Source organism: Lentzea flava, assembly GCF_014648475.1.
Classification (GTDB): Bacteria; Actinomycetota; Actinomycetes; order Mycobacteriales; family Pseudonocardiaceae; genus Lentzea; species Lentzea flava.
Genome location: NZ_BMRE01000054.1, coordinates 1 through 13,891, shown reverse-complemented (window position 1 = coordinate 13,891; position 13,891 = coordinate 1). Strand labels below are relative to the sequence as shown.

At 68.5% G+C, this 13,891-nt stretch carries 10 protein-coding genes; 5 read left to right on the top strand and 5 right to left on the bottom strand.

What is annotated here, in order from left to right; translation table 11 throughout:
* Positions 1-23: 23 nt before the first annotated feature.
* From sbnB to IEZ09_RS48180, 5 genes are all read right to left on the bottom strand, one after another.
* Positions 24-1,073, bottom strand: coding sequence for a 2,3-diaminopropionate biosynthesis protein SbnB (gene sbnB, locus IEZ09_RS37950; RefSeq protein WP_229813317.1), 1,050 nt, complete (start codon positions 1,071-1,073; stop codon positions 24-26).
* A gap of 32 nt (positions 1,074-1,105) precedes the next feature.
* Complete coding sequence (locus IEZ09_RS37945; protein ID WP_189258674.1) at positions 1,106-2,107, bottom strand: TauD/TfdA family dioxygenase; 1,002 nt, start codon at positions 2,105-2,107, stop codon at positions 1,106-1,108.
* A 12-nt stretch (positions 2,108-2,119) separates the two neighbouring features.
* Positions 2,120-4,642 carry a non-ribosomal peptide synthetase gene (locus IEZ09_RS37940; RefSeq protein ID WP_229813316.1) on the bottom strand — a complete coding sequence of 841 codons (2,523 nt, stop codon included), beginning with the start codon at positions 4,640-4,642 and terminating at the stop codon, positions 2,120-2,122.
* 44 nt (positions 4,643-4,686) lie between these two features.
* Entirely contained in the window at positions 4,687-7,179 is a 2,493-nt protein-coding gene (locus IEZ09_RS37935; RefSeq protein ID WP_189258672.1) for a Pls/PosA family non-ribosomal peptide synthetase, read from the bottom strand.
* A gap of 129 nt (positions 7,180-7,308) precedes the next feature.
* Complete coding sequence (locus IEZ09_RS48180) at positions 7,309-7,626, bottom strand: IS3 family transposase (RefSeq protein WP_189258671.1); 318 nt, start codon at positions 7,624-7,626, stop codon at positions 7,309-7,311.
* Between the two features lie 966 nt (positions 7,627-8,592).
* Between IEZ09_RS48180 and acsA the strand changes: the two genes are divergently transcribed.
* Genes acsA through IEZ09_RS37905 form a run of 5 tightly spaced genes read left to right on the top strand, consistent with a single transcriptional unit; the run spans position 8,593 to position 13,792 of the window.
* A complete protein-coding gene (acsA, locus tag IEZ09_RS37925; RefSeq protein WP_189258670.1) occupies positions 8,593-10,332 on the top strand; it encodes an acetate--CoA ligase in 1,740 nt (579 codons plus the stop codon).
* Positions 10,329-11,282 carry a pyruvate dehydrogenase (acetyl-transferring) E1 component subunit alpha gene (gene pdhA, locus IEZ09_RS37920; RefSeq protein ID WP_229813315.1) on the top strand — a complete coding sequence of 318 codons (954 nt, stop codon included), beginning with the start codon at positions 10,329-10,331 and terminating at the stop codon, positions 11,280-11,282. Before acsA ends, pdhA begins: the two co-directional genes overlap by 4 nt.
* Positions 11,279-12,256 carry an alpha-ketoacid dehydrogenase subunit beta gene (locus IEZ09_RS37915; protein WP_189258669.1) on the top strand — a complete coding sequence of 326 codons (978 nt, stop codon included), beginning with the start codon at positions 11,279-11,281 and terminating at the stop codon, positions 12,254-12,256. Before pdhA ends, IEZ09_RS37915 begins: the two co-directional genes overlap by 4 nt.
* Positions 12,249-13,544: a dihydrolipoamide acetyltransferase family protein gene (locus IEZ09_RS37910; protein ID WP_189258668.1), complete on the top strand. Its 1,296-nt coding sequence runs from the start codon at positions 12,249-12,251 to the stop codon at positions 13,542-13,544. The genes IEZ09_RS37915 and IEZ09_RS37910 overlap by 8 nt, the downstream gene beginning before the upstream one ends.
* The gene (locus tag IEZ09_RS37905) at positions 13,541-13,792 is read left to right on the top strand and encodes a phosphopantetheine-binding protein (protein WP_189258667.1); all 252 of its coding nucleotides are present in this window, start codon (positions 13,541-13,543) and stop codon (positions 13,790-13,792) included. Before IEZ09_RS37910 ends, IEZ09_RS37905 begins: the two co-directional genes overlap by 4 nt.
* The last annotated feature ends 99 nt before the right edge of the window (positions 13,793-13,891 follow it).

Below are 13,891 nucleotides of genomic sequence, written 5' to 3'. Positions count from 1 at the left end.
TTGTGCGGCGGTGACTCGGCCGCTCACCCGTACCGGCGCAGCTCGTGGAAGAAGCCGTCGATGACGTGCAACTCGCCGGAGCGGACCACCTCGTCGTAGACGTACTTGCCCACCGCGAGGTCGAGCACTCCGAGTCCGAACGGTGAGAACACCACCGGCCGGTTCGATGGAACGCCCACTCGCCCAGCCATCACGTCGGCCAGCGTGCCGTGCACGAAGTCACGGTCACCGGCGAGCTGTTCGGCCAGATGCGGCGAGGTGTCGGCCTTCAGGCAGTGCTCGATGTCGTCGACGATGTTGGTCGAGGCGAGCACGATCTCCGGAGTGAGGTCACGCAGCGACACGTGCAGCACCAACGGATTGTGCGCGAACCACGTCACGTCGCTGACATGCGGCTCGCCGGCGACGGTGGCGAAGACCACGAGGTCGCTGGAACGGATCAGCTGTTCGGCGCTGTCGTGCACGGTGATCGGGCCGACGGCGCCGGACTGCTCCAGATATCCGCGGAAGCCGGCGGCGCTGTCGGCGTTCAGGTCGTGTACCCCGATCTCGTCGAACGACCAACCGGTGCCAGCCAGGAACGTGTGGATGTAGCGGGCGATGAGGCCCGCGCCGAAGAACCCGACGCGCTTCGGGCGCAGCCGGCCGCGGGACAGCCAGTCGGCCGCCGACGCCGCCATCGCGGCCGTTCTCGTGGCGCTGATGATCGAGCTTTCCAAGCAGGCGAAGGGATAGCCGGTGTCGGGGTCGTTGAGGATCAGCACTGCTGAAGCCCTCGGGATACCGGCCGCCACGTTCTCCGGGAAACTGGAGATCCACTTCAGGCCGGCCACCCGCACCTGCCCACCGATCGCTGCGGGCAGCGCGATGATCCGGGCGAGAGGACGACCTGGAAAACGCAGGAAGTAGGACGGCGGGTTCACCGAATCACCGGCGCTGTGCTGGCGGTAGGTGGCCTCGACCAGCTGCACGATCGAGTTCTCGCGCTTCTGCAGCGCGCGCTGCACCTGCACACCGGAGATCACTGCGAACGGCGGCACGGTGGTCGACGACGTGGGGCTTGGTTCTGGCATCGCGGACCTCGTTGCGGTGGAACGGATCGTGGTCATCCGGCGATCACCTGGATGGTCGGTGAGCAGTCGGACAGGGACACGGTGTCGGCCATCGCGACGAGCACTTCACGTGGTCCCTCGAAAGGATCCCGGCCGTGCGCGGTGCGGATGTTGTCGACGAGCATCAGGTCGCCGGCCTGCCACGGCTCGCGTGCGGTGTTGTCCTCGTAAACCCTGTTGATCAACTGCACGACGTCCTCGCCGATGGGGTCACCGTTGCCGAAACTGGTGTTGAACGGCAGCGCATCGGCGCCGTAGACCTCCACCAGGTACTCCCGTACCTCGGGCGCCATCGTCCACTCGTTGAGGAACGCGATCTGATTGAACCAGCAGCGCCGGCCGGTGTCCGGGTGGCGGACCACGGCGCTACGGCGTTGCCTGGTGCGCAGTCCGCGGCCGGGACGCCACTCGAACTCGATGGCGTTGGCTCGGCAGTAGTTCTCGATGGCACGGCGGTTCTCGGTACCGAACGCTTCGGCCAGGGACGCCCCGATCTCGTCGTTGTAGGTGCGGGTGAGCAGCCAGCCTTCCCGCTCGAACCGCTCGGTCAACTCGGCCGGCAGCGCATCGAGAACGACCTGTGAGTCGGCCAGCACGGTCGCACTGCCCCTGGTGGGCGCGTCGAGGCACGCGAACAGCATCAGGCCGGGGAACTCGAGCCGGTAACTCAGTTCATGGTGCATGCACATCTGTTGGTTGGCAGGCCACTTCGACGTCGAGTAGACGCCGCCGGAGTAGACGCGCCGGGGCGCGAAGGCCTCCTTCTCGACCATCAGCCAGGTGGCCAGCCGCTCGAACACCGCACGTACTTCGGCCGCGTGCTGCAGTCCGAGGCCGCGGACCAGGGCCGCACCGTGCTCCGCGACGACAGCCCGCAGCGCCTCGGAGTGCTCGGCCGCCCAGCTCGGCGCGTCGCCTGTGGGCTCGACCCGCAGTATCGGAGGTTTGCCGGGACACAGCTCCACACCGGGCGGCGGCGGGGATGAGCATGGCATCTCGGGTTCCTTTCAGTTGCTGCTGGAAGTGCGGGCCGGTGACGTGGCGACGTCCTGCCCGGATCCGCGGTCGAGGACGTGGGCGAGGTCGGCGAGGACCGCGTGACGGGTGATGTCGGTGACGGACACCGCACGGTCCAGGGTGATCGCCAGCGTCACCGCCGACAGCGAGGTGCCTCCGCGGTCGAAGAAGTGGTCCCGCCGGTCGATCTGGTCCCCGGGAATGCCGAGCACGGTGGACCACGCGGCTGCCAGGCGCCGCTCGGTCAGCGTGCTCGGTGGCTGGAAGCCGTCCTCGATGACGCCGAGTTCCCCGGCGAGCGCGGTCAGCGTCCTCCTGTCGATCTTGCCGTTGGCGGTCAGCGGCAGCCTCTCCTGCCAGTGGAAGGCAGCCGGGACCATGTACTCGGGCAGCGACTCGCCCAACCGGTCCCGCACGACGGCGGAGTCGAGCGGTCGCACGCCCGAGTAGAAGGCCACGAGGCGCTTGCCCCGATCGGCGTCGCCGGCGACCACCACCGCGCCGTCCTGGAGACCGGGCACCCGCAGCAGGGCGTTCTCGATCTCACTGATCTCGACCCGGAAGCCCCGGATTTTGACCTGGTCGTCCCGGCGGCCGAGGAACTCCAGCTTGCCGTCCGGCCGCCAGCGACCGTAGTCCCCGGTCCGGCAGAGCCGGCGGTCAGGACGGTGCGGATCGGCCATGAAGACCTGGCGAGTGCGTTCGGCGTCGTTGATGTAGCCGCGACCGACGCAGATCCCGGAGAAGGCGATCACGCCGGGCGCGCCCAGCGGCACCGGGGACAGGTTCTCGTCGAGGACGTAGACGGTCACGTTGGTGATGGGGCGTCCGAGCGGGACCCGGTCGGCGTCCGGGACCCGGTCCATGATCTCGTGCACGGCGTCGTCCGACGTTTCGGTGAGCCCGTACGTGTTGACCAGTTTGATCGTGGGCTGGGCCGCGAACCAGCGCTGGACGAGCTCTTTCTTCAGGAAGTCGCCGGTGGGTGACACGGTGTGCAGATGTGGCAGGTCGCGAGGGTGTCGCTCCAAAAAGGACAGGACGAGGTCGAGGTATGAAGGCACGAGTTGGAGGACACCGCACTGGCTGTCGACCACGGTGTCGACCAGCCGCTCGATGTCCATGATCACTTCCTGCTCGACCAGCACGGTGCGCCCGCCGACCAGTAGCGCGGCGACCAGCTGCCAGATGGAGATGTCGAAGCATTGGGGTCCGGTCTGGGGGATCACCTCGCCCTCGCGGATCTCCAGGTCGGCGATCTTGGCGTAGATGTGGTTGAGCATGCCCGCGTGCTCGCACATCACGCCCTTGGGTTCGCCGGTGGAACCGGAGGTGAAAAGGACGTAGGCGAGGTCATTCGGCGCGACGTCGACACCAAGATTCCCGTCGGCGTGGTCTTCGGCGTAGGCGGCGTCCACGAGGAGCTTCCGGACTCCGGGCAGCGAGTCAAGGGCGCGCTCGAGCGTGGTGGTACTGCCGCGTTCGGTCAGCACGAGCGTGCATTCGGCGCGGGACAAGGCGGTCGCGATGCGGCCGGCCGGGAAGTGCGGCTCCAGCGGCAGGTACGCACCACCGGCCTTGAAGATCGCGAGGACGGAGGCCATCCAGTCCAGGTCGCGTTCCATCACCACCGCGACAACGTCTTCCTGGCGCAAGCCGCGTGCCAGGAGAGCTCGTCCCAACCGGTTGGCGCGCGCGTTGAGCTCCCGGTACGTCCATTCCCGGCCACGGTGCACGGCCGCGACGGCGTTCGGGTGTGCCTCCACCCGCTGTTCGAAGAGTTCGTGGATCCGCTGGTCCGGCAGCTCCCGGCGGGCACCGGCGAGCTGGTCGAGCTGGAAGCGGAGCTCCTCGCCTGACAGCAAGCTCTGCCTGCCGTGCTCGGCATCCGGGTCGGCCGCAATCAGTGCGAGCGCGGTGCGGTGGTAACCGCCGATCCGGCCGGCGTGGTGCGCGTCGATCGCGCAGGCTCGATACCGCAGCCGCAGCACGAGCTGGCCACCGCGCCAGGAGATTCCCAGCGACAGCACGGTGTTCCCGTCCGGTACCGGGTCGCGGCCGGCACCCGTCAGATCGGCGACGGTCTCGAACAGCGGTTCCGTCAGCCCCAGCTCGTGCCGCAGGTCATCGACCGGGAAATCCTTGTATGCCAGCAGTTCCGACTCGGCTCGACGGGTGTGCGAGATCAGATCCCGCCACGAATCCGGTTCGGTGCTCAGCCTGCAGGGCAACGGCGGCTCGCCCGCCACGGCCACGTACCCGGTCACGACTTCGCGCTCCCCGGTCAGCGCGGCCAGCACCTTGGCGTGTGCCGCCAGCAGTACCGAGCTGAGTGGTACCTCCAGCGCGTCCGCCAGCCGCCGCACTGCCGCGAGATGGTCGTCGGGGATCAGCTCCTCGTGTTCGGCCACCGCCTCGACCTGATCGAGTGTCCACCGTGGAATCTCGGTGAATCCGCCGCCGAGGAGCTTGTCCCGCCAGAAGTCCCGGCTCGCGTGCGCTGGTGTTTCCACAGAGCTCTCCTCCCCGTTCGCCCGCTGATTCGTTGACGTGCCGATCAGCGAGCTGCGGACGTGATCACGGTGGCGCCGGCGGTGCCATCCTGCATTTCCCTGGCCGGGTTGCCGCCCCACCATGCGTTCGGCGGCATTTCCTCGCCCTTCATCAGGAAGGAATCCGGCGCCAGCACCGCGCCGTCACCCATCGTCACGCCGTAGTGGACGAGGGCCCCGATTCCGACCGTGCAGCCGGATCCGATCGTGATCCGGTCGGACTTGAGGGCGAAGTCCTCCAGCGAGTGGCACTGGATCGAGCTCCCCGCATTGAGGGTGCAGTCGTCGCCGATCGTCACCATGTCCTTCTCCGCCAAGGTGCAGCCGTCGTCGAAGAGCCGCCGGCCGAGCCGGACACCCAGAAGCCGCCAGGCCACACCCTTGAGCGGGGTGCCGTCGAGAACCCTGTGCATGTGCCCGGTGAGCTTGAGGAAGCGCTCTCGCCGCCAGCAGTCGGGCTCGTAGAGCGAGCAGGACGTCGGCCGCGTGCCCCGGAATGCCGTGGCAGCACGTTCGACGAACGCGAAGTACACGACACCGAACAGCAGGGACAGGACAGAGAACAGCGCGATCGCCATCGCTCCCCACGAGTCGTACAGATCCGAGACCCAGAAACCGAGCATCGTGAGCGCGAACGCGTAGCACCACCGTGACAGCAGGAGCCATCCGATGGTGCGGGCGTTGTGCTTGTTCTTGGCAGCCAGCCGGGCCGGCTGTTCGTCGCCTGTTGCCATGTGATGGAACCTGCTGTCCCGCTCGACCGTGCGCGGGATCTCGAAGCTGGGTGAGCCCAGCAGCCCGACGCCCTCCCGGATCTTTCCGTCGATCGGCACGAGGACCTTGGTGGCGAGCAGGCAGTTGTCGCCGATCCTGGCCTGTGAGGGGTACACGATGTCGTTGCCGAGGAAGCTGCGTGGCCCGATTGCGGCCCGCGTCACCCGGAACGAAGTGCTGGAGAACTCGGCGTTGGCGATCGACAACCCGTCGGCGATCACCGTGCCACTGCCGACGGAGACAAGGTACGGGGTGTCGTGCTTCACCTGCTTGCCGAAGTTCGCGCCGGTCTGCACGACCGGAGCCAGCCGATACCCCAGGCCACGCAGATATCCCACGACGTAGGAGCTGTCGCCGAGCAGCTCGACGAAGAACTTCCTGTTGGTCAGGCGCGTGATCGCCCGTTGGGCGGCGTAGCGGATCCCGTACAGCGGATAGACCTCGCCCGGCTTGACGAAACGGTTGAGCACCTGCGGGACGGTCACCACGACGATGAACCCGACCAGCATGGAGCCGAAGAACAGCACGAGTGAGGTCACCAGCGCGATGCCGTAGAAGGTCCAACTCGTGAAGGCCGCGGTCTGCGGGCCGGCGAAAACGGTGACCTGCGGGAACGCGGCGAGCAACAGTTCAACGCCGCCGTAGGTCAGAGGAATGTAGGCCAGCAGCAGGCTCGCCAGCTGCAGGACGGTGTAGATGGCCCTTCTGCCGGTACCGCAGCGGGCCGGTCCGATTCCCCGGTAGTCCGCCGCGCCCGGTTGCGCCGGGGACCCGTGCCAGCGCTCGCCGCCGGGCACGGTCTGACCCGCGTGCAGCGAGGAGCTGTGGCCGAGCTGGGCCGAGTCGCCGAGCGAAGTCCCGATGTCGAGCACCGACTTCTCGCCGACGAACGTGTCCCGTCCAAGGGTGACCGGACCGGTCTCGATCCACCCGGCGCAGGCTCGGTAGCAGGTGAGAAACGCGTCCTTGCGGACGACCGTGCCGTCGCCGACGGTGAGCAGATCGGTGCACACAGGTGCATGCCGCGAGAAGACCACGACGCCGCGTCCGATCCTCGCTCCGAGTGCCCTCAGGTAGCACACGTAGAGCGGCGAACCGGCGAACAGGACCAGCGGGCTCAGCGTGACGAGCGTTTTGACCATCCAGAAGCGGACGTAGGAGAGGCTCCAGATGCGGATCCGCTGGGGCCGCCACCGCCCGATCAGCAGCCACTTCGCCACGACCGGGAGTGCGCACACGCCGAGCAGTCCCGCCCCGCCGGCCAGCACCGTGCGCAGATAGACGTCGAGCGGGGTCGCCCCGGCGACAACCCACTCGATGCCGTGCTCGATGGCGAACGCGGCGAGGCTCACGTACCCGAGGAGGATCAGGACCTGCAGGATTCCGCAGAAGACGTACTGAGGCGTGCCGACCCGCGGGGCCGCCTGCACCGGCGCCGCCACCTGTTCGACGCAGGTACGGCTCCGCAGCGCGAGCGCGCCGGTGAGACTCCCGATCGTCGGGTGCTGGTACGTGTCCTTGATGGAAATCGACGGCAGGTTCGGTCGTTTCCTCACCCTCGCGCAGAATTGGGCCATCACCATCGAGTCGGCGCCGAGGTCGTCGAAGAAGTGGCTGTCCGCCGCGACCTGTTCGACGCGCAGGACGTCCGTCAGGATCTCGGTGAGGGCCTGCTCGGTGTCCGACGCGCCATCGCCGCCGAGGGTGCCGCGGTTCACGAACATCTCGTGCCTCCTTTGAGCGGTTTCGCCACGAATTGTTCGTGACCCCACGGCCACGTTGACGATTCGAGTGACCGCGCTTTCCGGGATAGTCGCCACGTTACAAGCGGCTGAGCGCTGCGGGAGGGGCCATCAAGTCTTGTGTGCAACATTTCTTCCAGAACAACTGGAGCGTCTGCCGATTGCTGCACAGAACCGAGATCGATTCCGCTCAATCCGGCCTTGCCCTGTTCGGCAGGGCGTCGTCGACAAGGGCCCTGAGGCACGAGGAATCGCAGTTAGCCGCGTAGTCGGGCGGGGCTGGGCTCGGCCGGTCGAGCGTCTGCGGCGCATGTTGTACCGGTTCTCGATGTATTCGAAGATCACGTGCGATTTGGCCCTGGTGGACCAGGTATGCCGGTGTAACAGCTCGGCCTTGACGGTGCCGAAAAACGACTCGGCCAACCGCATTGTCTCCGCGTTGGCCTCGTGGTTGGCCGATAGTCGGGCTCCGGCGTCGAGCTGTCCGTGGTCAGTGCGGCCGCTGTTCTCATCATCGTGCTCACCATTTGGGAATCAACCCCCGCCACAAGAGGGATGCGTTCGAGCGGCCGAGGCTTTCGGCAAGGTCGTACACGGGTGTTGCGCGCGATGGGTGCCCGGTTCGGCGAGCTCCGTCACTGGGGGCGACAGCTACGTGGGCGAAGGAGGTCGCGGAAGACCTGGCCGGTACCGAAACACTCGGCTGAGGGCTTTCGACGTTGCGCGTGCCCACCATGTGACCTGTGACGTCGCTGAGTGCACGCTGCTCGTGATCTGGGTGTTGCACGAATCTGGACATCGCGTCGCGGTCGACCTTCGTACCTCGCGGAACACCTTCCCGTCGCGCGCAGGCCACAGCTACGCACTCCGGGTGTCGGCGGTGGGAAGGATCTCGCCATTGCGAGCAGGAGACGAGGCGGTCGCGATCGTGTCAATGCCTCAGTGCCCGGGCGGGTGTTCCCGTGCGGATCGAGTGTGGCGAGTGCTCGGGTGGCTGCCCAAGGGGCCAATCCCGCCCAGATCGACCGTTTGCCTGGTTCGTGGGCCGCTCAGATGAGATGGGGTGGCCGCGCCGGGCCAGCTCACCTTGGATCCGTCGATGTCCCCACACTGGATTCTCGGACGCGAGCCGGAGCACGAGAGCCTTGATTGCTGCGCCGAGGGGAACGGTACCGACGCAGGCTCCTGTCGCTGAGCAAGCCCGCCGATTCGGCTGGCTCGGCGGCAACACCTGCGGTGGTCATGGTGGTTCGGGTGATCGCGCGTGGAGTGGGTCGTACGTCCCTGTCTCGCCGGGACCGCCGGACGCGGGTGCGGGGTTCCGCGGACCGATGTCAGGCACACCGAGGACCTTCGTCCCTGCTGCCCTGACCCGTGCCGCTCCAGCCTGGAGGTATGGGTTGGGATCCGATCAGGAAACGTCCCGCCGGGACTGTCACGCCGAACCTGCTGGACTACGAGCGAACGCGCGCGGACTTCAGCTGGGAGAGCGCGCGGCGGCAGCTCACCGGGTTGCCCGGTGGCGGGCTCAACATGGCGTTCGAGGCGGTGGATCGGCACGCGGCCGGTCCGTTGCGGGACAAGGTCGCGTTGCGCTGCCGGGATCGCGCAGGGCACACCGCGGAGCTGACCTACGACGAACTCAGGCGGGCCACCAACAGATTTGCGAACGTGTTGCGGTCACTGGGGGTCGGCAAGGGTGATCGGGTGGCGACGCTGCTCGGCCGGGTGCCGGAGCTGTATGTCACGGCGATCGGCACGGTGAAGAACACGAGCGTGTACGCGCCGTTGTTCTCCGCGTTCGGTCCGGAGCCGGTGCGGGAACGCCTGCGTCTGGGCGACGTGCGGGTGCTGGTCACGACGCCACAGTTGTACCGGAAACGGGTCGAGCAGCTGCGGGAGTCGTTGCCGGCGCTGGAACACGTGCTGGTGATCGGTGACGCGCTGCCCGGCACGCGGTCTTTCTCCGAGGCGATGGCAACGGCTGATGACGAGTTCACGATTCCGCCGACATCACCGGACGACATGGCGCTGCTGCATTTCACCAGTGGCACCACGGGAAAGCCCAAAGGCGCGGTGCACGTGCACGGCGCCGTGCTGGCACACCACGTCACGGCCGCGTACGCGCTCGACCTGCACACCGACGACGTGTATTGGTGCACAGCCGATCCAGGCTGGGTGACGGGAACGTCGTACGGCATCATCGCGCCGCTCACGCACGGTGTGACGATGGTCGTGGACGCGTCGGACTTCGACGCGCACGGTTGGTACGAGGTGTTGCAGGACGAACACGTCACGGTCTGGTACACGGCGCCGACCGCGCTGCGCATGCTGATGCGGTCAGGTGCGGAGCTGGCCAAGCGGTACGACCTGTCGGCGTTGCGGTTCGTCGCCAGCGTCGGTGAGCCGCTGAACCCGGAAGTCGTGGTGTGGGGCCAGGAAGCGCTCGGCCTGCCGGTGCACGACAACTGGTGGCAGACGGAGACCGGCGCCATCATGATCAGCAACTACGCCGCGGAGGACGTCCTGCCCGGTTCGATGGGCCGGCCGATGCCCGGCGTCGAGGCAGGGATCGTCGCCACCGAGAACGGCCGTCTCGTCGAGGTCACCGATCCGGAGGCGGTCGGTGAGCTCGCGTTGCGGCCGGGCTGGCCGTCGATGTTCCGCGGTTATCTGCACGACGAGGCGCGCTACGCCAAGTCCTTTGTGGACGGCTGGTACCTCAGTGGTGATCTCGCTCGGCGCGACGCGGAGGGCTACTACTGGTTCGTCGGCCGTGCCGACGACGTGATCAAGTCGGCAGGTCACCTGGTCGGGCCGTTCGAGGTGGAGAGCGCGCTGATGGAACATCCGGCGGTCGCCGAGGCGGGAGTGATCGGCAAACCGGACGAGGTCGTCGGCGAGGTCGTGAAGGCGTTCGTCACGCTGCGCCCCGGTCACGAACCGACAGAGGATCTGCGCTCCGAGCTGACCGCGTTCGGCCGCAGGCGGCTGGGTGCGGTGGCGCCCAAGGAGATCGCGTTCGACCAGCACCTGCCGCACACCCGCAGCGGCAAGGTCATGCGCAGGCTGCTGAAGGCACGCGAACTGGGACTGCCGGAAGGCGACACGTCCACGCTGGAGGTGGGACGGTGAAAGAGCATCTGGACCTGCTGCGCGAGATGGTGCGCATCCGGCGGTTCGAGGAGCGGTGCGCCGAGCTGTACAGCTCCGGTCAGATCCGCGGCTTCCTGCACCTGTACGTGGGCGAGGAGGCCGTGGCGGCCGGTGTCCTGTCCGAACTGGACCCGCAGGACGCGGTCGTGTCCACCTACCGCGACCACGGGCACGCGCTCGCCCGCGGGGTGCCCATGGACGCCGTGATGGCCGAGATGTTCGGCAAGGCGACAGGGTGCAGCCGGGGACGGGGCGGTTCGATGCACCTGTTCGACGCGACCCACCGGTTCTTCGGCGGCAACGCGATCGTCGGCGGCGGGCTGCCCGTCGCGGCGGGACTCGCGCTGGCGCACGTGTTGCGGGGCGAACCCCGTGTCGTGGCGTGCTTCTTCGGTGAGGGCGCGGCCGCGGAAGGCGAGTTCCACGAGGTGCTGAACCTCGCCGCGCTGTGGCGGCTGCCGGTGTTGTTCTGCTGCGAGAACAACCTGTACGCGATGGGCACGGCGTTCGCCAAGGAGCACGCCGCCGGTGACCTCGCGCTGCGCGCTTCGTCGTACGGACTGGCGGCCTGGTCGGTGGACGGCATGGACGTGCTCGCCGTGAAGGAGTCGGCCCGCCGCGCCACCGAGTCGATCCGGGCCGGCGGCGGCCCTTGCCTGCTGGAGCTGCGCACGTACCGGTTCCGCGCGCACTCGATGTACGACCCGGAGCGCTACCGGGACAAGGCGGAGGTGACCCAGTGGCGCCATCTCGACCCGATCGACCGGCTCGTCGAGGTGATGCGGCCGGAGTTCACCGACGACGACCGGGCGGCGCTGGAGTCGGAGGTGTCGGTGGAGATCGACCAGGCCGTGGCCACCGCCGACGCCGCGGATCTCGAGCCGGTCGCGGACCTCACCCGGTTCGTCACCTCGGAGGTGACCACGTGAAAACCACCTACCGCGAGGCCCTGCGGGAGGCGATCCGCGACGCGATGAACCGCGACGACCGCGTGTTCCTGATGGGCGAGGACGTCGGCAGCTACGGCGGCTGCTACGCGGTCAGCCTCGGGTTGCTGGAGGAGTTCGGCCAGGAGCGGATCCGCGACACCCCGCTGTCGGAGTCGGCGTTCGTGGGCGCGGGAATCGGCGCGGCACTGAACGGCATGCGGCCGATCGTCGAGATCATGACGGTCAACTTCAGCCTGCTCGCGCTCGACCAGATCCTCAACAACGCCGCCACGCTGCTGCACATGTCCGGCGGCCAGTTCCCGGTGCCTCTCGTGATCAGGATGACCACGGGTGCCGGGCGGCAGCTCGCCGCACAGCACTCGCACAGCCTGGAGGGCTGGTACGCGCACATCCCCGGCCTGCGGGTGCTGGCGCCCGCGACGCTGGAGGACGCGCGCGGCATGCTGTGGCCCGCGCTGTGCGACCCCGACCCGGTGCTGATCTTCGAGCACAACGCCCTCTACAACCTGTCCGGTGAGCTGGCCGACGACGCCGGCCCGGTCGACATCACCCGCGCCGCGGTGCGCAGGCCCGGCAAGGACGTCACGCTCATCACCTACGGCGGCAGCCTCGCCAAGACCCTCGCGGCGGCCGACGACCTCGCCGCCGAGGGCATCGACGCCGAGGTGATCGACCTGCGCACGCTGCGCCCGCTGGACGCGGACACGTTCCTCGACTCCGTACGGCGCACGCACCATGCCGTGGTCGTCGACGAGGGATGGCGCAGCGGGAGCCTGTCGGCCGAGATCGCCGCGCGCATCGCCGAAGAGGCGCTGTACGACCTCGATGCCCCGGTGCGGAGGGTGTGCAGCGCGGAGGTGCCGATCCCGTACGCCAAGCACCTGGAGGAAGCGGCACTGCCGCAACCGGGGTCGATCGCCGCCGCGGCGCGTGAGGTGGTGCGCGGTGGCTGAGTTCAGGATGCCCTCGCTCGGTGCGGACATGGACGAGGGCACGGTGATCGAGTGGCTGGTGAAGCCGGGGGACACCGTCGCGCGAGGCGACGTCGTCGCGGTCGTGGACACCGCGAAATCGGCGGTCGACGTCGAGTGCTTCGACAGCGGCGTGATCGAGGACATCCTGGTGCCGGAGGGAAAGACGGTGCCGGTCGGCACGCCGCTCGCCACCATCGGGACCGCGGACGGCGCGCAGCCCAAGCCCGTGCCGGAGCAGAAGCAGGGAGCGCCCGCTCCCGTCCCGGCGGCACCCGCGCCGACACCGAAACCGCGGCCTCCCGTCGTCGGGCCGATGGTGCGCAAACTGGCCGCGGAGCTCGGGGTCGATCTGACGACCGTGCACGACACCGGCAGAAGCGGCGCGATCACCCGAGCCGACGTGCAACGCGACGCTCGGCCACGACCTGTGGCCCCGCGGCCCGCGCGCGCCGCGGTGACGCCCTACGCACGGCGTCTCGCGAAGGAGCTCGGTGTCGACCTCACCCATGTCTCGACGCGCGACGGCGTCGTTCGCGCGGCCGACGTCCGTGCGGTGAAACCCGCACCGCAGGCCGAGAAACCGGCCACGCCCGTCGTCGATCGAGCCGCGACCACGCGGCTGGCCACCGCGAAGCTGATGGCGCGGTCGAAGCGCGAGATCCCGCACTACTACCTGAGCACCACGATCGACATGACCACCGCGATGGCGCGGCTGGCCGAGCTGAACCGCGACCTGCCGGTCGAACGCCGTGTCCTGCCGGTCGCCCTGGTGCTGCGAGCGTGCGCGCGAGCGGCGGAGAAAGTGCCGCAGCTCAACGGGTTCTGGAACAGCGACGGGTTCGAGCCCGGCGACGGCGTGCGCCTCGGGATGGCCGTGTCGCTGCGCGGTGGCGGGCTGATCGTCCCGGTGATCGCGGACGCCACCAGCCTCGGGCCGGTCGAGATGATGGACCGGGTGCGCGACCTCGTCACCCGCGCCCGCGGTGGACGGCTGCGCGGCAGCGAACTGACCGAGGCGACCATCACGGTCACCAACCTCGGCGACCGGGGCGTCGAGTCCGTCTTCGGCGTGATCCACCCGCCCCAGGTCGCCCTCGTCGGCGTCGGCAAGGTGCTCGAACGCCCCTGGGCCGTCGACGGACTGCTCGGCGTGCGTCCCGTCGTCACCGTGACGCTGTCGGCCGACCACCGCGCCACCGACGGGCACACCGGCGCCCGCTACCTGGAGATCGTCGAGAAACTGCTGACCACACCGGAGGAGCCATGACACCCGACGAAGCCCGCGACATGATCCAGGCCGCCCTGCTGACCGTCGCGCCGGACGCGGAGCTCGGCGACGTCACCCCGGACGCGGACCTGCGCGAGGAGCTCGACCTCGACTCCATCGACTTCCAGGCCTACGCGGCGGAACTGAGCAAGCGCAGCGGCCTGCCCGTGACCGAGGACGACCAGCGCGGTCTCACCACGCTGGCGGCGGGCGTGGCGTTCCTGATGCGTGCTCGCGTCAGTCCCTGACTAACCGTCCTCGCGGGGCGCGGTCTTGACCAGGCTCGACGTCTTCAGTCTCAGCTGAGTTGACACAGTTCGTGTCGCGGAGCAAGTGACACACCCTGG